The organism is Limnohabitans sp. TEGF005, assembly GCF_055394835.1.
Genome location: NZ_AP029226.1, coordinates 534510 through 554197 on the forward strand (window position 1 = coordinate 534510; position 19688 = coordinate 554197).

Consider the following 19688-nt stretch of genomic DNA (forward strand, 5'->3'; position numbering starts at 1 on the left):
TGTTCATGTCTTCTCGTCCGCAAATTGACGTGGCTGTTTTGATGCGCCGAGAGGCGGTGCAAGGGCCCATGGCGCGTTGGCAAGCTTGGCGCTGGGTGCTGGCCGATGTGGTGCCCAACGAAGCCGGCTTTGGCGCAGACCCCCGCAAGCTGCGCCAAGCTGAGACCGAGTCGCTTTGGCTTCATCCTGGCTGGTCGGTGACGCTTTTCACCGACGATGCCGAAGGCTATTGGCTCAATGCCACCTCGCCCACGCCCTGCTATTTCGTGATGTGGCGAGTCATCGACGCCGAAGACGGCAGCGAGCCGCTGGCCGTGCCACAAGCCGTGAGCCTGAGTTACCACGACGCAGGCCGTTGGCTGGACGCACAGGAAACCGTAGAAACCGCAGTGGCCTCTCCCGACGTGGTTGAGTGGATGCGTGCCTTCGCCGAGCAGCACTTTGTACCCGAAGAAAAAAAGCGCCAACGCCCGCAGAGTTTTCAGCGCCTGACCGACCGTTTTGGCCAACCTGTCTCGGTCAGTACCGACAGCAAACGCAAAGGCGCAAGGCCGGTCCCATGAGCGATAACTTTTTAAGTCGTTGGTCGCGTCGCAAGCAGGGCCTTGATACAAACGAGACGCCAAAGACCGAGCCCGCCACCCCGCTTCAGACTGTTCCGGCAGCTGTTTTGCCCCAGGTTCGGGCTAAAGAACAGCCACAGCCAAGCACCGCAGCGAGATCGGCCTCGGTCGCATCCACTGCACCTGCCGATGGGCCGCAAGCGCCAGTGCCCACCATGGAAGACGTGCAAGGCCTGACGCCATCCTCTGACTTTCAGACGTTCATGCGCCAAGGCGTGCCTGGTGAGGTGCGCAACGCGGCCATGAAAAAACTTTTCACCGATCCGCACTTCAATGTGATGGATGGACTCGACATCTACATCGGCGACTACAACACGCCAGACCCTTTGCCTGCGGGCATGCTCGAAAAAATGGTCGGCGCCGAGTTGTTGAATCTGTTCCCTAAAAAGACCCAGGTTGACGCGCCTCAGACTGCTGCGACCGACGTACAGGAAAACCCTGATCAAAGTCCTGACGCGCCGGAAGGCTCGCCACTTGTGGCACAGTCGCCGCCATCCCCAATGACCCAGGCACTGCAGCCCACTCCGGCGCTGCAGGCATCCGAACCGATAGAACATGACCACCCTGATTTGCAACTGCAACCAAACCATGCCCCTGCAAGCCCAAGCCCTGGGCAAAGCACTGGGTGAAGACCTGACGCTGCACACGACCTTGTGCCGCCGTGAGGCTGGACAATTCCAGAAAGCCGTGAAAACCGGTGAGGCCGTGGTGGTGGCCTGCACCCAGGAAAAACGCCTTTTCAGTGAACTGGCCGAGCAGACCGAGGGCGCGATCTCCCCCATTCGCTTTATCAACATCCGCGAAACCGGTGGTTGGGGCCGCGAAGCCGAACACGCTATGCCCAAAATGGCCGCCTTGCTGGCCGCAGCCCGTCTGCCCGAGCCCGAGCCGGTACCTACTGTCACTTACAAAAGCGAAGGGCGCGTGCTCATCATCGGTGCCATGGATGCCGCTGAGCACGCGGCTGGCTTCTTGTCGGATGCAATGCAAGTCACCGTATTCACCCAGGGCCCAGGCAAGGCCGGCGGCAGCCAGGAGCGGCGCTTTCCGGTGTTGGCCGGGCGTTTGCAAAGCCTGAAGGGCTGGCTGGGCGCGTTTGACGTGTCGTGGGACGCCAGCAACCCGATTGACCTGGACCTGTGCACCCGCTGCAACGCTTGCGTCGCCGCTTGCCCAGAACAGGCCATTGGCCTTGACTACCAGATTGACTTGTCGCGCTGCAGCTCGCACCGCGACTGCGTCAAGGTGTGCGAGGCCGCAGGCGCCATCGATTTCACCCGCGATGCCCGTCCCCAAACCGAGCGCTTCGATGTGGTGCTGGACTTGCGGGGTGACCAAGCCTCGCCTACTTTCAGCGCGCACGCTTTGCCCCAAGGCTATTTCCGCTGGGATGGCCAAGACTTGAAAACTTTGCTGAAAGTGCGTGAACTGGTTGGCGAGTTTGAAAAACCCCGCTTCTTTGCGTACAAACAAAAGCTCTGCGCTCACAGCCGCAACGAGCAAGTCGGCTGCAATGCGTGCATCGACATCTGCTCGGCCGAAGCCGTGCGCTCTGACAAAAGCCGCCAGCAAATCGTGGTCAACCCCAACCTGTGCGTGGGCTGCGGTGCCTGCACCACGGCTTGCCCCACAGGCGCACTCACCTATGCTTACCCGCGCCCGGCAGAGCAGGGCGCCAAGATCCGAAGCCTGCTGGGCACCTACCAGGCCGCAGGCGGGCGCGATGCCGCTTTGCTCTTGCACAGCCAGGACCGTGGCCAGGCATTGATCGACGAGCTGGGCCGGGGTGCGCAGCTGGGCGTCATGCAAGGCGTGCCCGCCCGCGTGATGCCTGTGGCCTTGTGGCACACGGCCAGCGTGGGCATGGAGCTTTGGCTGTCGGCTGTGGCCTATGGCGCACGGCAAGTCATGGTCTTGCTCACGCACGAAGAAGCGCCGCAGTACCGCGCGGCGCTGATGGAACAAATGGCCGTGGCCCAAAGCCTGCTGAACGGCCTGGGCTACACCGGCGTGCATTTCCAGTTGATCGAGGCAAAAACCGCATCTTCTTTGGACGGGGATTTGCAGCGACTGTGTGCCCGCAGCCTCAAGGCTTCTGCTATGCCCACAGGCCCTGCCATCGCCGCCCGCCATGCGGTGCAAGCCGAAAAGCGCAGCAACCTGGAGCTGGTCATCGACCATTTGATGGCCCAGTCCCCCGTGATGGCGCTGGACGAAACCACCCGCCCCAAAGCACTCGACTTGCCCGCCGCGGGGTCGCCACTGGGCACCATCGCGGTCGACGGCAGCAAATGCACGCTGTGCATGAGCTGCGTAGGCGCTTGCCCATCGTCAGCCCTGCAAGACAACCCGCTACAGCCCGAGATCCGGTTTGTCGAGAAGAACTGTGTGCAATGCGGTTTGTGTGCCAAGACCTGTCCTGAAGACGCGATCACGCTGCAGTCTCGGCTGTCTCTGGTGCCCGAGCGCCAGCAGCCGCGTGTGCTGCACGGCAGCCCGCCCTATGCCTGCATTCGTTGCAGCAAACCCTTTGGCACGCTCAAGGGCATCGAGACCATGCTGGGCCGACTGGCCGGGCACAGCATGTTCCAGGGCGCGGCCCTCGAGCGCCTCAAAATGTGTGGTGACTGCCGCGTCGTGGACATGTTCACCGACACCAACCAGGTACACATCAGCGGCACCCAGTCGCCTTCCAAACCCCAATGAGTTTTTTGACATGAGCCAAGACCTGAACCTGTCCACCAGCAGCCACGCACTCGACGAAGAGACCGCCCGCGCCGAAGTCTATGGCCTGCTGTCGCAGCTGTATTACCAAGCGCCCAGCGCCGAGCTGCTGGGCCAGTTGCAAGTGGCCGTGACCGAAGCACCCGATGCCGGCGGCTTTTTGGAGGAGCCTTGGCGCGAGCTGGTGTCCAGTGCCCGCAGTCTGAGCCAATCTCAGATTGCCGCAGAATTTACCAGCCTCTTTGGCGGCGTGGGCAAGCCCGAGGTGTACCTGTTTGGGTCGCATTACCTGAGCGGTTTTCTGAATGAAAAACCACTGGTGCGTTTGCGCGATGACTTGGCCGATCTGGGTTTGGCCCGCAGCGAAGACATGTTTGAAACCGAAGACCATGTGGCTTATGTGTTTGAGGTCATGCGCTTCCTGATCGCGGGCGATGACGTAGCCGTGTCCAACCTGACCCGCCAGCAGGCGTTTTTTACCCAGCATGTCCAATCTTGGTTGCCCGCGATGTGCCAGACCCTGCAATCCCAGCCTCGGGCGGTTTTTTATGCGCGGCTGGCCGCTTTCACCGAAGCCTTCATCAGCGTGGAGTCACAAGGATTCGACTTGGTCGCGTGATTGAAAAAATTTGTGTTTTGACTTGAAAAAAATGACGAGGCAGGCGCGGGTTTTCACTTAAAGCCATCGGAAGTGGCAATCGCATAATGAATGACCAAGCGGTTCTTTTATACGCTTGTAAGTTCAACAACGATTGGAGACTTCCCTTGACAGACAACACAACCCCACGTCGTCGCAACCTTCTCAAAGGTGCAGCCATTGCCGCAGGTGCCATCTCTGCACCCATGATCGCCACGGCCCAAACGGGCCCGATCTCGATGCGCTGGCAAAGCACATGGCCTGCCAAGGACATCTTCCACGAGTACGCCCTGGACTACGCCAAAAAAGTCAACGACATGACCGGTGGCGATCTGAAGATCGAAGTGCTGCCTGCTGGTGCCGTGGTGCCTGCGTTTGGTTTGCTCGAAGCCGTCTCCAAGGGCACCCTGGACGGTGGTCATGGTGTGTTGGGCTACCACTACGGCAAGCAAAACGCCCTGGCCCTGTGGAACTCAGGCCCGGCTTTTGGCATGGACGCCAACATGATTTTGGCTTGGCACAAGTACGGCGGTGGTGCCGAGCTGCTGGCCAAGCTGTACGCCTCCATTGGTGGCAATGTGCAGTCCTTCCTGTACGGGCCTATGGCCACTCAGCCGCTGGGCTGGTTCAAGAAGCCGATCACCAAGTCGTCGGACTTCAAGGGTTTGAAGTTCCGCACCAACGGCCTGGCCATTGACCTTTTCACCGCCATGGGTGCTGCCGTGAACGCTTTGCCAGGCGGCGAAATCGTGCCTGCGATGGACCGTGGTTTGCTCGATGGGGCTGAGTTCAACAACGCCACCTCTGACCGCATTTTGGGCTTCCCTGACGTCTCCAAGGTTTGCATGCTGCAAAGCTACCACCAGAGCGCCGAGACCTTTGAGATCATGTTCAACAAGACCAAGTACGACGCGCTGCCAGCCAAGCTGAAGGCCGTTATTTCGGGTGCCACAGAAGCCGCATCGGCCGACATGTCCTGGAAAGCCATTGACCGCTATTCCAAAGACTACATCGAGTTGCAGGCCAAGGACAAAGTCAAGTTCTACAAGACACCCGATGCCATCTTGCAAGAACAGCTGAAAATCTGGACCGAAATTGTCGAGAAAAAATCAGCTGAAAACCCCTTGTTCAAGGAAATCGTGGCTTCGCAAAAGGCTTTCGCAGCCCGTGCTGTGAAGTGGGACCAAGACACCAACGTCAGCCGTCGCATGGCTGTGAACCATTTCTTTGGTGCCAAAAAGGCCTGATCGTTTGAGTTGAGCCCCCCCCATCAGCCATCCGCTCTAAAACGGATGGCTGATTCATTTATGTGACCCTTAATATGCAAAAACTCTTGTTGTCGATCGACAAAATCAGCACCTGGATAGGCCAAGTATTTTCTTGGCTCATCGTGGCGTTGACGCTCATGATCTCCTGGGAGGTCTTCTCGCGGTATGCCCTTGACGACCCCCACCCGTGGGCGTTTGACGTGATGAGCATGATGTATGGCTCGTTGTTCATGATGGCTGGTGCATACACGCTGTCCAAAAACGGCCATGTGCGCGGCGATGTGCTTTACGGCTTTTTTCCGCCGCGCCTGCAAGCCTGGCTGGACTTGGCGCTCTACATCTTGTTTTTTATTCCGGGTGTGTTCGCGCTGGCTTGGGCGGGGTACGGTTTTGCGGCCGAATCATGGGCCATCAATGAACATTCCAACATCACGGCCAACGGGCCGCCGGTGTACCCCTTCAAGACCATCTTGCCGATCGCAGGCGCATTTTTGTTTGCCCAAGGCTTGGTCGAAATCGTGCGTTGCATTGTGTGCATTCAGCAAGGCGAATGGCCCAAGCGCGGCGATGACGTGGACGAGGTCGATGTCGAAAAACTCAAGGAAATGGTCAACGTCAAGGACGAAGACATCGCCAAGCTCGATGTGCTGGTGACGGCTGGTAAGGGAACTCACAAATGAAAAAAGAAGTCTGGTTTGGCCTGACGATCATGGCCTTGGTCGTGTTGTCGGCCTTTATCTTGTTGCCATCGCCTTCCGAGATGACCAATGGTCATTTGGGCTTGTTGATGCTGGCGCTGGTGGTGGTGGCGATCATGTTGGGTTTCCCGACCGCGTTCACCCTCATGGGCATGGGCATGATCTTCGCGTGGATCGCCTACAAAAGCCAAAACCCCGATTTGGCGATTCAGCAAACGCTGGACTTGATGGTTCAGCGCGCGTATTCGGTCATGTCGAACGACGTGCTGATCTCCATTCCGTTGTTTGTGTTCATGGGCTACCTCATTGAACGTGCCAACCTGATTGAAAAACTGTTCAAGAGCATGCACCTGGCCATGGCCCGTGTGCCCGGCTCATTGGCGGTGGCCACCATCGTGACCTGCGCCATTTTTGCGACCGCCACAGGTATTGTGGGTGCGGTGGTCACGCTCATGGGCTTGTTGGCCTTGCCTGCCATGCTGCGTGCGGGTTACAGCGTGCAGTTGTCGGCCGGTGCGATCACCGCAGGCGGCTGTTTGGGCATTTTGATTCCGCCTTCGGTCATGCTGATCGTGTACGGTGCCACCGCCGGTGTGTCGGTGGTCAAGTTGTATGCCGGAGCCTTTTTCCCTGGCTTGATGCTGGCCACTTTGTACGTGATTTACGTGGTCGTCATCGCCAAAATCAAACCCCACATGGCCCCCCCCATGTCGGCCGAAGACCGCATCGTGCCCTTGCCAGCTTTTGCGCAAGTGGTGTCCAAAGACATCAGCAACACCGTGTTGCCCGGCTTGATCGGTGCTCTCAAAGGCAAGCGCAATGCGGCTGTGCCCATGCGTGAGTTGCTCAACCATTTGGGCATTGCCTTGTTGCCTGCATTGGCCGTGGCATTGCTGATGGGGGCCATTTATTTGAAGGTCACGGCACCATTGCCTCCCGAGGTGGTGGAAGGCGTTGTGGCGATGGGCGGCGAACTGGCCGATTCTGCCGAGATCGAAGAAGCAGGCAGCGTCAGTGGTTTGTCTGAGCCCGAAGCCGATGGTTTGCAAACGCCTCCCGGTTCGAGTGAGGTGGCCAATGCGGCACCAGCTGCTGCACCCGCCACTGAGCCTGCCAAAGCAGAGGCACCGGCTGCGGTCAGTGCCGCTGCCGAAAGCCCTGAGGCCGTCGCCGAGCGACAGCCCGCGCCAACGGCCTTCTGGATTGGTTTGGCCAGTTGCGCCGTGGCGTTGGCCCTCTTTTATGCCTACTTCAGTTTTGCGCGACTTGAAATCTTCAAGATGCTGCTCGGCTCGTTCTTCCCATTGGCCTTGATGATCCTGGCCGTGCTGGGCACCATTGTGTTTGGCTTGGCCACACCGACCGAAGCGGCAGCCATGGGCTCTTTGGGCGGCTTGCTGTTGGCGGCGGCTTATCGACGCTTGAACTATGTGGTGCTGCGCGAGTCCGTCTACCTGACGGCTAAAACCAGTGCCATGGTGTGCTGGTTGTTCGTGGGCTCCAGCATCTTCTCTGCGGCGTTCGCGTTGCTGGGTGGGCAAGAGATCATCAATACCTGGGTGCTGGGCATGGACCTGACGCCGGTGCAGTTCATGATCCTGGCGCAAGTGGTTATCTTTTTGCTGGGCTGGCCGCTCGAGTGGACCGAGATCATCGTGATTTTCATGCCGATCTTCATCCCCTTGTTGCCGCACTTTGGCATCGATCCGCTGTTCTTTGGCTTGTTGGTCGCCTTGAACCTGCAGACCGCATTCCTCAGCCCACCGGTGGCCATGGCCGCGTTCTACCTCAAAGGTGTCAGCCCACCACACGTCACCTTGAATCAGATCTTTGCAGGCATGCTGCCCTTCATGGCAATCCAGGTGTTTGCGATTGTGTTGCTGTACATCTTTCCGGCCATTGGCATGTGGTTGCCTGAAGTTCTGTACAAGTAAAAGGCATCGAGAGTCAACGCACACAGAGCCTTGTTTCTGTGTGCGTTGATTTTTTTTGAAGCATTGAATTCTTTGTGGCTCAATTGCTTGACGAAGGTCAAGCTGAACCAAGGGTTATTACCTTCGAGTCGGGCTTGGAATTCGTTAAAATCACCCATGAAAAAAATTGCATATGTCCATAGGCAATTGGTTCAATAAATCCGAGGATTCTTCGATGTCTTCCAAAACTTCTCCTCTTTCGCGTCGCAGCCTGTTTTCGGGTGCTGTCACCGTAGGCGCTGTGGCCGCTGTCTCCGCTGTTTTGCCGGGTGTTGTCAAGCAGGCAGCCCCCGTGGCTGCGGCCTTGCCAAAACCCACACGCGGTGGTGGTTACACGCTGAGCGAACACGTTCAGCAGTACTACAAGACCACCCGCGTCTGATTCTTCCTTCGCTTTCCTTCCTGTTCATTTCCAACTGGAGCCCTCCATGTTGCTGACCAAAAAACAAACCGGCACGGCCGGTGTCGCATCTTCCCCATTCATCCACAGCTTGCGCCGTGGTTTGTCGCAAGCTTTGCCCACATTGGATCGCCGCAGCTTTTTGCGCCGTTCTGGTTTGGGTGTTGGCGTGGGCCTGGCCGCATCTCAGCTGAGCCTCGTGCAAAAAGCCCAGGCCGCGACTGGCGCAGCCATCCTCGGGGCTGGCAAGGTTGAAGTCAAACGCACCATCTGCACACACTGCTCGGTGGGTTGCGCGGTCGATGCGGTTGTCGAAAACGGTGTCTGGGTCCGCCAAGAGGCGGTCTTTGACTCGCCAATCAACCTCGGTGCCCACTGCGCCAAAGGTGCAGCCCTGCGCGAGCACGGCCATGGCGAATACCGCCTGCGCTACCCCATGAAGCTGGTCAACGGCAAGTACGAGCGCATCAGCTGGGACACAGCCCTGACCGAAATCAGCGCCAAGATGTTGGAGCTGCGCAAAGCCAGCGGCCCAGACAGCGTGTACTTCATTGGTTCTTCCAAGCACAACAACGAGCAGGCCTATTTGCTGCGCAAGTTTGTCAGCTTCTGGGGCACCAACAACTGCGACCACCAGGCCCGCATTTGCCACTCCACCACAGTGGCCGGTGTTGCCAACACTTGGGGTTATGGCGCCATGACCAACTCGTACAACGACATGCAAAACAGCAAGGTCGCTTTGTACATTGGCTCCAATGCGGCCGAAGCGCACCCTGTGTCCATGTTGCACATGCTGCACGCCAAAGAAAACGGCTGCAAGATGATCGTGGTCGACCCACGTTTCACCCGCACGGCAGCCAAGGCCGATGAGTATGTGCGCATCCGCTCTGGCACCGACATCCCTTTCCTCTTTGGTGTGTTGTTTCACATCTTCAAGAACGGCTGGGAAGACAAAAAATACATCAACGACCGTGTTTTCGGCATGGACGCGATCAAAGCCGAGGTGCTGGCCAAATGGACACCCGATAAGGTGGAAGAGGCCTGTGGCGTCAAAGAAGACCAAGTCTTCAAGATCGCCAAGATGCTGCACGAGAACAATCCCGGCACCATCGTTTGGTGCATGGGCCAGACCCAACACACCATTGGCAATGCCATCGTGCGTGCTTCATGCATCTTGCAGCTGGCTTTGGGCAACGTCGGCAAGTCCGGCGGCGGCACCAACATTTTCCGTGGCCACGACAACGTGCAAGGCGCAACCGATGTCGGCCCCAACCCTGACTCACTGCCCGGTTACTACGGCTTGGCCGAAGGCTCGTGGAAGCATTTCGCCAAGGCTTGGGGCGTTGATTTTGAGTGGATCAAAAAGCAGTTCGCCAGCCCCGCCATGATGGGCAAAAACGGCATCACTGTGTCCCGCTGGATCGACGGTGTGCTCGAGAACAACGAGCTGATCGACCAAGACAGCAACCTGCGCGGCGTCTTCTATTGGGGCCATGCCCCCAACTCGCAGACCCGAGGTCTGGACATGAAGCGGGCCATGGACAAGCTTGACTTGTTGGTGGTGGTTGATCCTTATCCATCGGCCACAGCCGCCATGGCCGCGATGCCGGGCAAGGCCGAAGACCTGAACCCCAACCGCGCCGTGTACCTGCTGCCAGCAGCCACACAGTTTGAAACCAGTGGTTCGTGCACTGCGTCCAACCGCTCTTTGCAGTGGCGCGAGAAGGTCATTGATCCTTTGTGGGAAAGCCGCAGTGATCACATGATCATGCAGCAGTTCGCCGACAAACTGGGCTTTGGCAAAGAGCTGTCCAAGAACTACAAGATGCAAAAGGTCAAGGGCATGGACGAGCCCATGCCCGAAGACATCTTGCGCGAAATCAACAAGTGCGTCTGGACCATCGGCTACACCGGTCAGAGCCCTGAACGCCTGAAGGCCCACATGAAGAACATGAATGTGTTCGACGTGAAAACCTTGAAGGCCAAAGGCGGCAAAGACAAGGAAACCGGCTACGACTTCACGGGTGATTACTTCGGCCTGCCTTGGCCTTGCTACGGCACGCCCGAGCTCAAGCACCCTGGCTCCCCCAATTTGTACGACACCTCCAAACACGTCATGGATGGCGGCGGAAACTTCCGCGCCAACTTCGGCGTGGAGCGTGAAGGCAAGAGCCTGCTGGCCGAAGACGGCTCGCATTCCATGGGCGCTGACATCACCACCGGCTACCCTGAGCTGGACCACATCCTGCTGAAAAAGCTGGGCTGGTGGGACGAATTGACCGAAGCCGAAAAAACAGCGGCTGAAGGCAAGAACTGGAAGACCGATTCATCGGGCGGCATGATGCGCGTGTTCATGAAAGAACACGGCTGCCATCCATTCGGCAACGCCAAAGCGCGTGCTGTGGTCTGGAACTTCCCCGATCCAATTCCGCAGCACCGTGAGCCTTTGTACGGCACCCGTCCAGACATGATGGCCAAGTACCCGACGCACGAGGACAAAAAAGCTTTCTGGCGTCTGCCTACCCTGTACAAAACCGTGCAGGACAAAAACATCGCCGACAAGGCGCACGAAAAGTACCCGCTCATCCTGACTTCTGGTCGCTTGGTTGAGTACGAAGGCGGCGGCGAAGAAACCCGCTCCAACCCTTGGCTGGCCGAGTTGCAACAAGAAGCTTTTGTCGAGATCAACCCCAAGACAGCCGCTGACCGTGGCATTCGCAATGGCGACCGCGTCTGGCTGCTGGGTGCTACCGGCGCACGTCTGAACGTGCAGGCTTTAGTCACCGAACGCGTGGACACCGGCACGGTGTGGATGCCTTTCCACTTCTCCGGTCGTTGGCAAGGTGCCGACATGTTGGCGCACTACCCCAAAGGGGCAGCGCCCATCGTGCGCGGCGAAGCGGTCAACACCGCCACCACCTATGGTTATGACAGCGTCACCATGATGCAAGAGACCAAGACCACCATCTGCAACATCGAGAAGGCTTGAGGAGAACACGATGGCACGAATGAAATTCATCTGCGATGCAGAGCGCTGCATCGAATGCAACGGCTGCGTCACCGCTTGTAAAAACGAACACGAAGTCCCGTGGGGTGTGAACCGCCGTCGCGTGGTCACCCTGAACGACGGCGTTCCCGGTGAAAAGTCGATCTCGGTCGCCTGCATGCACTGCTCTGACGCACCTTGCATGGCGGTCTGCCCGGTCAACTGCTTCTACAAAACCGACGAAGGCGTGGTTCTGCACGACAAGGACATCTGCATTGGCTGTGGCTACTGCTCGTATGCCTGCCCGTTTGGTGCCCCCCAGTTCCCAAGCCAAGGCACTTTTGGTGTGCGCGGCAAGATGGACAAGTGCACCTTCTGCGCCGGTGGCCCTGAAGAGCATGGCAGCCAGTCCGAGTTCGAGAAATACGGCCGCAACCGCTTGGCCGAAGGCAAGCTGCCGGCCTGTGCCGAAATGTGCTCGACCAAAGCGCTGCTCGCCGGTGACGGCGATGTCATCACCGACATCCTGCGCGGCCGCGTGATCAGCCGAGGCAAGGGTGCCGAAGTCTGGGGCTGGGGCACCGCATACGGTAACCAAGCCAAACAAGGAGCCTGAACATGAAAGCAGCTTTCATCGTCTGCGCCGCTGCCTTGCTGGCCGCTTGTGGCGAAAAACCGCAAGAAGTCAAAGGCGTGAGAACCGACCTGCCGCCCTACCAAGGCACTGGTGTCGCCTCTTTCACCGAATCTGGCTGGAAAGCCGGTGACAAAGACGGGTGGGCAAACCACCTCAAGGCCCGTGCCACTTACGGCATGAACGACCACGTCCGCGCACCCAAGTGAGCGCCAAGGAGAAGTTCATGCGTCGCATGTTATTGACTGTTGGGCTGGCCTTGGCAGCGTTAGGGGTCTCTGCCCAAACGGCTGCTCCGGCGGGGTCTGCAACCACGTCTGCACCCGCTGCTCAGGCTGAAACCAGCCTTGGTGTGAAAAGCGCCAATGTCTTTCAATTGGCCCCGGGCGCCGACGCCGATCCGAAGTACAAGGACCAGACCAACGCCGAGCGTGGGCAGGTTCAGCCCGGCAACAACGCGCCCATGTGGCGCGCCGTGGGGCAGGGCGTGACGGGTTACAGCAGCTTGCCAAAAAGCGAGGCGCCAGAAGCCGGCAACCTGATCCAGCCCTTTGTGCAATACCCCGGTTCTCGCTTGGCTTCGGCGGGTGAGTCTTGGCGCCAGGTGCGCAACAACATCATCATTCCTTATGGCGCGGCACTGTTGCTGATCGCTGTTGGGGCGATGGCGTTGTTTTATTGGGGCAAAGGCACGATCGAGCTGCATGGCCAAGAGACCGGCCGCAAGATCGAACGCTTCACCCCGTTCGAACGCTCGGCGCACTGGGCCAACGCCATTGCATTTGTGACTTTGGCCATCTCTGGCGTGGTCATGGCTTATGGCAAATTCTTCTTGCTGCCCATCATCGGCGGCACTTTGTTTGGCTGGCTGACCTATGCCTTGAAAAACCTGCACAACTTTGCAGGCCCCTTGTTTGCGGTGTCTCTGGTTGTGGTGTTTGTGACCTTTCTCAAAGACAACTTGCCCAGCAAAGACGACCTGGTCTGGTTGCTCAAGGGGGGCGGCTTGTTCTCGAACACCGAAGTGCCTTCGCACCGCTTCAATGCCGGTGAGAAGGTGGTGTTTTGGGGCGGCGTGCTGTTCCTTGGGGCCATCGTGGTGGCGTCGGGCTTGGTGCTGGACAAGTTGATCCCCGGCCTCATTTATGAGCGAAGCACCATGCAGATCGCCAACATGGTTCACGGTGTCGCCACTTTGTTCATGATGGCCATGTTCATCGGCCACATCTACATGGGCACCATCGGCATGCGCGGCGCCTACAAAGCCATGCGCGAAGGCTACGTCGACGAGACTTGGGCTAAAGAGCACCACGAACTTTGGTACGACGACGTCAAGGCCGGCAAGATTCCGGCTCAGCGCTCTGTGCCAGCGCCATCGGCACCCGTTGCCACCGCATCTGCTGCATCTACGGCTTCGGTTTGAGCCAGGAGAACACCATGAAAAAACACCTGCTTGTCATCTCTGCATTGGCCATCAGCTTCGGGGCTGTGGCTAAACTGCCTGCGCCCAGCGAAGAAGCCAAAGCCAAAGCGGCCGAAGCCGCCGCCAAAACGGCGCACGGCAACAAAGTAGCCGACTACCAACTGTGCAAGTCACGCGAAAAAGCGGCTGCACACTACCTCAAAACGCAAGGCAAGGGCAAAGCATCACCCACCGCAACGCCTGCCTGCGTGGACCCAGGTGCTTACAAACCAGCGCCGCCCGTGGCTGCGGCACCTGCTGCGGCCCCTGCGCCTGCGCCGGCCGCAGCCCCTGCTGTAGCCAAGCCCGCCGCTGCACCTGCCAAGAAAAGCTGATCGCTTTCAAGGCTGATTTTTTTCGTACGTCCTGAAAATCCCCCGTCGGCAACGGCGGGGGATTTTTACGTTAGGCTCAAGCCATGTCTGCTGTTCTAAACGCCTCTGTGGCCACACCGGTCCTGCCCAAGCCCCACATCACCCGAGCGCGTGCGCCCCTTACGCGCACCGTGTCCGTGTGCAATGAGTTCGGCGAAACATCCGAGACGCAAATCCCCGCCGAGCGGGCGCTCACCATTTATTTGGACAAAAAAGAGCTGGTGACCTTGATGACCTTGGGTGCAGAGCCCGAATGGCTGGTCCTCGGCTTTTTGCGCAACCAGCGTTTGATCGATTCGGTCGACCAGATCGAATCCATCACGGTGGACTGGACGATTGGTGAGGGCGAAATGGGTGAGCCTGGCGTTGCCGCTGTCAAAACCCGTGAGAACGCCCAAGTGGTGATTGAGCGCAGCGCCGACCGTGTGGTGACCACCGGCTGCGGCCAGGGCAGTGTGTTCGGCGATTTGATGGCCCACATTGATGAGATCGAATTGCCCGCCGCAAAGATCACACAAGGCCAACTCTATGGCTTGGTCAATGCCATCCGCGTGCAGGAAACCACCTACAAATCGTCCGGCTCGGTACACGGCTGTGCGTTGTTTCAGGGCGATCAAATGCTCATGTTCGTCGAAGACGTGGGGCGTCACAACGCGGTCGACACCATCGCCGGCTGGATGTGGATGAACGACATCGATGGGCAAGACAAGGTCTTTTACACGACAGGCCGATTGACCAGCGAGATGGTCATCAAGTCCGCCCAGATGGGGGTGCCCGTGGTCGTTTCGCGCAGCGGCATCACTCAAATGGGCCTCGACGTTGCCAAGCGCCTGGGCTTGTGTGCCATCGGTCGCGCCACCAACAAGCGCTTCTTGTGTTTCAGCGGCCCTGAGCGTCTGGTCTGGCAAGCTGAATTGGCCTGACCCCCTGCGCGGTCTTAAAAAATGCCTTGGCCGCCGCCGTGAATAGCTTGTGCGGTAAGGTGATGACATGAAACAACAAGGATGGATGCACGGCCTGCGGCTGGGTGGGCGCAATTTGTGGCGTGATTTGCGTGCGGGCGAGTTGCGGCTGCTCATGCTGTCGGTGTCATTGGCGGTGGCCGCACTCACGGCGGTGGGTTTTTTGGCCGACCGCATGCAGTCAGGTTTGTGGCGCGATGCGCGGCAACTGCTGGGCGGTGACGCGGTGGTCGTCAGCGACCAAAACACCCCGGCGGCCTTTGTGCAACAAGCCCATAGCTTGGGTTTGCAAACCAACACCAATGTTAGCTTTCCAACCATGGCCCGTGCCATGGCCGAACAAGGCGGGGCCAGCCGTTTGGTGGCCCTCAAAGCCGTAGAGCCGGGCTACCCCTTGCGCGGCCAGCTGCTACTGGCCAAGCCAGCGGCCAAGCCCTCAGCCATTCCCCCTGCAGGAGAGGTCTGGGTCGATCCGGCCTTGCTCGACAACCTGCAACTGCAAACAGGGCAATGGCTGGCACTGGGTGACCGCCGTTTTCGCATTTCTGCCGTCATTGAACGCGAACCCGACCGGGGCGCAGGCTTCATGACTTTTGCCCCCCGCGTCATGATGAACGCGGCCGATCTGGCCTCGACCGGATTGGTGCAACCGGCCAGCCGCGTGACGTGGCGCATGGCGGTGGCGGGCGATGCGGCCGCCGCCGAGCGCTTTGTGCAATGGGCCAAGCCCGAGGTCGAACGCGCGCATGTGCGCGGCGTGCAGATCGAATCGCTCGACAGTGGCCGCCCCGAAATGCGCCAGACGCTGGACCGCGCTTCGCAGTTTTTGAATTTGGTGGCCCTGCTGGCCGCCTTGCTGTGTGCCGTGGCCGTGGCCTTGGCGGCCCGCAGCTTTGCCGAAAGGCAGCTCGATGCCTGTGCCTTGCTCAGGGTTTTAGGGCAAAGCCAGCGCACACTCACATTGAGTTACGGCTTGGAGTTTTTGGGCGCAGGCTTGCTGGCCAGTGCCGTAGGCGTGCTGGCGGGCTACGCCGTGCACCTGGGGTTTGTGGTCTTGTTGGCGGGCTTGGTCGATGCCCAACTGCCCGCCGCCACAGCGCAACCGGCCTTGATGGGCATGGCCATGGGCCTGACTTTGCTGGTCGCCTTTGGTTTGCCGCCTGTGTTGCAGTTGGCGCAGGTGCCGCCCTTGCGCGTCATCCGCCGCGACCTCGGGGGCTTGCAAGTGCGTTCGGGTTTGGTTTTGTTCATGGGCTTGGTGGGCTTCGCTTTGACCTTGCTCATGGTCAGCCGCAACCTGACTTTGGGCTTGATCACCGTGGGTGGTTTTGCGTTCGCTTTGCTCGTGTTTGCCGGTCTGGCTGCCGCCGCTTTGTGGCTTCTGCGGCGCACCGTGCCGGGCGAACAAGCGCCGCGCTGGTTGCGCCTGGCCACGCGTCAGGTGGCGGCGCGCCCGGTGTTCGCAGTGGTGCAGGTGAGTGCTTTGTCGGTGGGCTTGCTGGCTTTGGCTTTGCTGGTGTTACTGCGCACCGACCTGATCGCCAGCTGGCGGCAAGCCACGCCGGCCAACGCGCCCGACCGTTTTGTGATCAACGTGCAGCCCGAGCAAGCCAGCGACTTTTTGGCCAGCTTGAACAAAGCCGGGGTGCAATCGCCTGACTGGTTTCCCATGATCCGGGGTCGCTTGGTGGCCATCAATGGCCGCGAGGTTGGCCCCAACGACTTTGAAGCCGACCGCGCCAAACGCTTGATCGACCGCGAGATCAACCTGTCTCACTCGGCCACCTTGCCCGCCCACAACCCCCTGACGGCAGGCCAATGGGTGCCCGAAGAAGCCGACGGCGTGAGTGTGGAGCAAGGCATTGCCGACACGCTGGGCCTGAAATTGGGCGACCAGTTGCGCTTTGACATTGCTGGCCAGCCGCGTGAGGCCCGCATCACCAGCTTGCGGAAAGTGGATTGGACGTCGATGCGCGCCAACTTTTTCATGATGTTCCCCGTCTCGCAAATGCCCGACCTGCCCATGACCTACATGGCCGCCTTCCGTTCGCCAGCCAGTGCGGCGGGTTTTGACAACGCGCTGGTCAACCAGTTTCCCAACATCACCAGTGTCGACATGCGCAGCACCTTGGCCCAGGTGCAGCGCGTCATGGACCAGGTGATCCGGGCGGTGGAGTATTTGTTCGCCTTCACGCTGGCCGCAGGTCTGATGGTGCTCTTGGCCGCCGTGGGCGCCAGCCGCCAGGCACGCGAGCGCGAATACGCCATCATGCGGGCGCTCGGGGCAGGGCGCTCTTTGTTGGCGCAAGTGCAACGCACCGAGCTGTTGGGCCTGGGCTGGTTGGCTGGCTTCATGGCCAGCAGCATGGCCTTGGTGGTGGGGTGGGCGCTGGCCCGTTTTGCTTTCGAGTTTGCTTGGCAACCGCCCTTGTGGGCACCCTTGGCGGGCGGTGCCTTGGGCGCTTTGCTGGCGTGGACAGCGGGCAGCCTGAGCTTGTCGGGCGTGCTGCGACAACCTGTCATGCAAACTCTGCGGCAAGCGGCAGAGTAATGTCTGGATACCCGCTTGCGCGGGCATGACACTGACTGTCACCCCCTATTTATTGGGGTCAGATCCCAATTGTTTTGGTGATCGATGGTCTTTGTGGGGGCTTGCTCTGCGGCCGAATTTGCGAACGGGCTGTGGCCACCCTTCGCACTCAGAGTGCTCGCACGTACTTCCAACTTGGCAGACCTCTTCCGGCAAAATACAAACCATGCAAATTGAAGACAAACCCCCGTTCGACACCCCATTCGAGTGGATTGGCGGAGAGCCCCCAGTTCGGGCCTTGGTCGACCGCTTTTACGACCTGATGGACCTCGAGCCCGGCTACAAAGAACTGCGTGCCGCCCACGGCAGTACCTTGCAAGACGCGCGAGACAAATTGTTCTGGTTCTTGTGCGGCTGGCTTGGCGGCCCAGAGCATTACACCGAACGCTTTGGTCACCCGCGCCTGCGCATGCGCCACATGCCGTTTTCGATTGGCGTTCTTGAGCGCGACCAATGGCTCGCCTGCATGGACCAAGCCATGCAGGAAACCCAGGTCGATCCCGTGCTGCGCGAACGCCTGAACGCCAGCTTCTTCAAAACCGCTGACTGGATGCGCAACCGAGGCGTTTGAAGCAGGTTGATATTGAAAGCCGCCCCTGCGGCCGGAGGTGTGAAAGGGCACGACGCCCGTCAAACAACATCCTTTTGTGGCACGATCAGCGGGTGAAAATCAACTCCCTGCAAGACCTCAAAAAAGTCCAGAAAACGCTGGCTGAGGCCCACCAAAAAGCCCAAGCTGAAGAGGCCGCTCGCATTGCCGCAGCGCGTCAGCGCGAAGCCGAGGCCAACCTGTTTGCGCGTGCAGTCGGGGTGGTCCAGCGCATGCCCTTGCATGACCAAGCCAGCATCAGCCCGCCAGCGCCAGCCCCTGTGGCGACTCAGCGGCAAAAGGACGAAGCCGCCGTTTTGCGCGATGCCTTGAGTGACGGTTTTGACGTCAGTACCTTGCTCGACACCGACGATGCCTTGAGCTTTCGGCGTCCTGGCATCGGCATCGACGTGACCCAAAAGTTGCGCAAAGGTGGCTGGTCCATTCAGCGTGAGATTGATTTGCACGGCCTGCGCAGCGACGAAGCCCGCGTGGCATTGGCCGAATTCATCCGCATTGCCCACCGTCAAGGTTTGCGTTGCCTGCGCGTGGTGCATGGCAAAGGTCTGGGCTCGCCCGGCAAAACCTCGGTCCTCAAGCCCAAGGTGCACAGCTGGCTGATTCAAAAGAACCAGGTCATGGCCTTTGTTCAGGCCAAACCCGCAGAAGGTGGTGCGGGTGCCTTGCTGGTGTTGCTCAAACCAGGTGGCTGACTGCGGCACGATCGTCATTTCCGCCCGCGCAGCAATGACAGTGAAGAATTGGGGTTAGACCCCATTTGTCAGTCGCCATTTGTTCGTTCCTGTTCATTCACCCTGGCTTTTGCGCCTGTTCGCACTTCACCTGAATCAACTCAGTCTGCCCGTTAGCACCGAGTCGCATCGCGCTCAGGCAGCCGCCCCACACGCAACCGGTGTCCAGCGCCCACACATCGCTGCGCTGCAATTGGCCCAAGGTCGACCAATGCCCAAAGGCCACCGTGACATGGGCCGTTTGCCTGCCGGGCACGTCAAACCAAGGCATAAAGCCTGCGGGCGCCGCATTGGCCCCTTCTTTGGCCGCGAACTCCATCACACCATCGGCCGAGCAAAAGCGCAGCCGTGTCAGTGCGTTCACGACCACCCGCAAACGTGCCACGCCCACCAAGTCATCGCGCCAAGCCGCAGGCTCGTTGCCATACATCTGGTGCAAAAAATCGCTCAAATCAGGCCCACGCAAAACCGACTCGACCTCGCCCGCCAAAGCCAATGTTTGCGCTACTGTCCATGTCGGCAAAACCCCTGCGTGCACCATCAGCACGTCGTGCTCCCAAATGGCAAGGCGTTGGTGGCGCAGCCAGTCCAGCAGGGCAGGGCGGTCGTCTGCCTGCAAGATACCCTCCAGCGTGTCCATCGGCTTGAGCCGCCCAGCCCCAGCGGCCACGGCCAACAAATGCAAGTCGTGGTTGCCCAGAACACATTGCACCGAGCTGCCCATCGCCATCAAGCGCCGCAACACCTGGGCCGACGCAGGTCCTCGGTTCACCAGATCGCCCAAAACATACAAGGCATCACGGCTTGGCGAGAAATCAATCTCGTCCAGCAACCGCCCCAAAGGCGCATCACAGCCCTGAACATCACCTACCCAATAAACTGACATAAGTACCTCTTTGGTGGATTGTCCCAAATCATTCGCCATACAGTTAGCGGACATGGACCCCCGATCGAGTCGGGGGTGACACAAGTCACTGTCATACCCGCCCACATGTCATGCCCGCGAATGCGGGTAT

18 protein-coding genes are annotated in these 19688 nt (G+C 59.4%); 17 read left to right on the forward strand and 1 reads right to left on the reverse strand.

What is annotated here, in order from left to right; genetic code table 11:
* The first annotated feature begins 5 nt into the window (after window positions 1-5).
* The 17 genes from ACZ5RG_RS02545 to ACZ5RG_RS02625 all read left to right on the forward strand — a co-directional run bounded on the left by ACZ5RG_RS02545 (window position 6) and on the right by ACZ5RG_RS02625 (window position 18633).
* A complete protein-coding gene (locus ACZ5RG_RS02545) occupies window positions 6-563 on the forward strand; it encodes a DUF3305 domain-containing protein (RefSeq protein ID WP_312261902.1) in 558 nt (185 codons plus the stop codon).
* Entirely contained in the window at window positions 560-1252 is a 693-nt protein-coding gene (locus tag ACZ5RG_RS02550; protein ID WP_298597167.1) for a DUF3306 domain-containing protein, read from the forward strand. The genes ACZ5RG_RS02545 and ACZ5RG_RS02550 overlap by 4 nt, the downstream gene beginning before the upstream one ends.
* Window positions 1179-3329, forward strand: a complete 2151-nt coding sequence (locus tag ACZ5RG_RS02555; protein WP_464447702.1) for a 4Fe-4S binding protein — start codon at window positions 1179-1181, stop codon at window positions 3327-3329. The genes ACZ5RG_RS02550 and ACZ5RG_RS02555 overlap by 74 nt, the downstream gene beginning before the upstream one ends.
* A gap of 10 nt (window positions 3330-3339) precedes the next feature.
* Window positions 3340-3966, forward strand: a complete 627-nt coding sequence (locus ACZ5RG_RS02560; protein WP_298597170.1) for a TorD/DmsD family molecular chaperone — start codon at window positions 3340-3342, stop codon at window positions 3964-3966.
* Between the two features lie 146 nt (window positions 3967-4112).
* The gene (locus ACZ5RG_RS02565) at window positions 4113-5231 is read left to right on the forward strand and encodes a TRAP transporter substrate-binding protein (protein WP_312261898.1); all 1119 of its coding nucleotides are present in this window, start codon (window positions 4113-4115) and stop codon (window positions 5229-5231) included.
* A gap of 74 nt (window positions 5232-5305) precedes the next feature.
* On the forward strand, window positions 5306-5932 hold the full coding sequence (locus tag ACZ5RG_RS02570) for a TRAP transporter small permease subunit (RefSeq protein WP_312261897.1): 627 nt from the start codon (window positions 5306-5308) through the stop codon (window positions 5930-5932).
* Window positions 5929-7884, forward strand: coding sequence for a TRAP transporter large permease (locus ACZ5RG_RS02575; RefSeq protein ID WP_464447703.1), 1956 nt, complete (start codon window positions 5929-5931; stop codon window positions 7882-7884). Before ACZ5RG_RS02570 ends, ACZ5RG_RS02575 begins: the two co-directional genes overlap by 4 nt.
* 214 nt (window positions 7885-8098) lie before the next feature.
* Window positions 8099-8305, forward strand: a complete 207-nt coding sequence (locus tag ACZ5RG_RS02580; protein WP_464447704.1) for a formate dehydrogenase — start codon at window positions 8099-8101, stop codon at window positions 8303-8305.
* 46 nt (window positions 8306-8351) lie between these two features.
* Window positions 8352-11312 (forward strand): formate dehydrogenase subunit alpha, encoded by a 2961-nt coding sequence (locus tag ACZ5RG_RS02585; RefSeq protein WP_312259613.1) that lies wholly within the window; start codon window positions 8352-8354, stop codon window positions 11310-11312.
* 10 nt (window positions 11313-11322) lie between these two features.
* On the forward strand, window positions 11323-11925 hold the full coding sequence (gene fdh3B / locus ACZ5RG_RS02590) for a formate dehydrogenase FDH3 subunit beta (RefSeq protein ID WP_298599950.1): 603 nt from the start codon (window positions 11323-11325) through the stop codon (window positions 11923-11925).
* A gap of 2 nt (window positions 11926-11927) precedes the next feature.
* On the forward strand, window positions 11928-12152 hold the full coding sequence (locus ACZ5RG_RS02595; RefSeq protein ID WP_298599952.1) for a hypothetical protein: 225 nt from the start codon (window positions 11928-11930) through the stop codon (window positions 12150-12152).
* 17 nt (window positions 12153-12169) lie between these two features.
* Entirely contained in the window at window positions 12170-13366 is a 1197-nt protein-coding gene (locus ACZ5RG_RS02600) for a formate dehydrogenase subunit gamma (RefSeq protein WP_298599954.1), read from the forward strand.
* A gap of 14 nt (window positions 13367-13380) precedes the next feature.
* A complete protein-coding gene (locus ACZ5RG_RS02605) occupies window positions 13381-13740 on the forward strand; it encodes a hypothetical protein (protein ID WP_464447705.1) in 360 nt (119 codons plus the stop codon).
* Window positions 13741-13823: 83 nt separating this feature from the next.
* Entirely contained in the window at window positions 13824-14702 is an 879-nt protein-coding gene (locus ACZ5RG_RS02610; protein WP_464447706.1) for a formate dehydrogenase accessory sulfurtransferase FdhD, read from the forward strand.
* Window positions 14703-14769: 67 nt separating this feature from the next.
* Window positions 14770-17292: an ABC transporter permease gene (locus tag ACZ5RG_RS02615; protein WP_464447707.1), complete on the forward strand. Its 2523-nt coding sequence runs from the start codon at window positions 14770-14772 to the stop codon at window positions 17290-17292.
* 205 nt (window positions 17293-17497) lie between these two features.
* Window positions 17498-17902, forward strand: a complete 405-nt coding sequence (locus tag ACZ5RG_RS02620) for a group II truncated hemoglobin (protein ID WP_298599962.1) — start codon at window positions 17498-17500, stop codon at window positions 17900-17902.
* Window positions 17903-17994: 92 nt separating this feature from the next.
* The gene (locus ACZ5RG_RS02625; RefSeq protein ID WP_298599964.1) at window positions 17995-18633 is read left to right on the forward strand and encodes a Smr/MutS family protein; all 639 of its coding nucleotides are present in this window, start codon (window positions 17995-17997) and stop codon (window positions 18631-18633) included.
* Between the two features lie 97 nt (window positions 18634-18730).
* Here ACZ5RG_RS02625 and ACZ5RG_RS02630 read toward each other — a convergent pair whose 3' ends face one another.
* Window positions 18731-19558 carry a symmetrical bis(5'-nucleosyl)-tetraphosphatase gene (locus ACZ5RG_RS02630; RefSeq protein WP_464447708.1) on the reverse strand — a complete coding sequence of 276 codons (828 nt, stop codon included), beginning with the start codon at window positions 19556-19558 and terminating at the stop codon, window positions 18731-18733.
* Window positions 19559-19688: the final 130 nt, after the last annotated feature.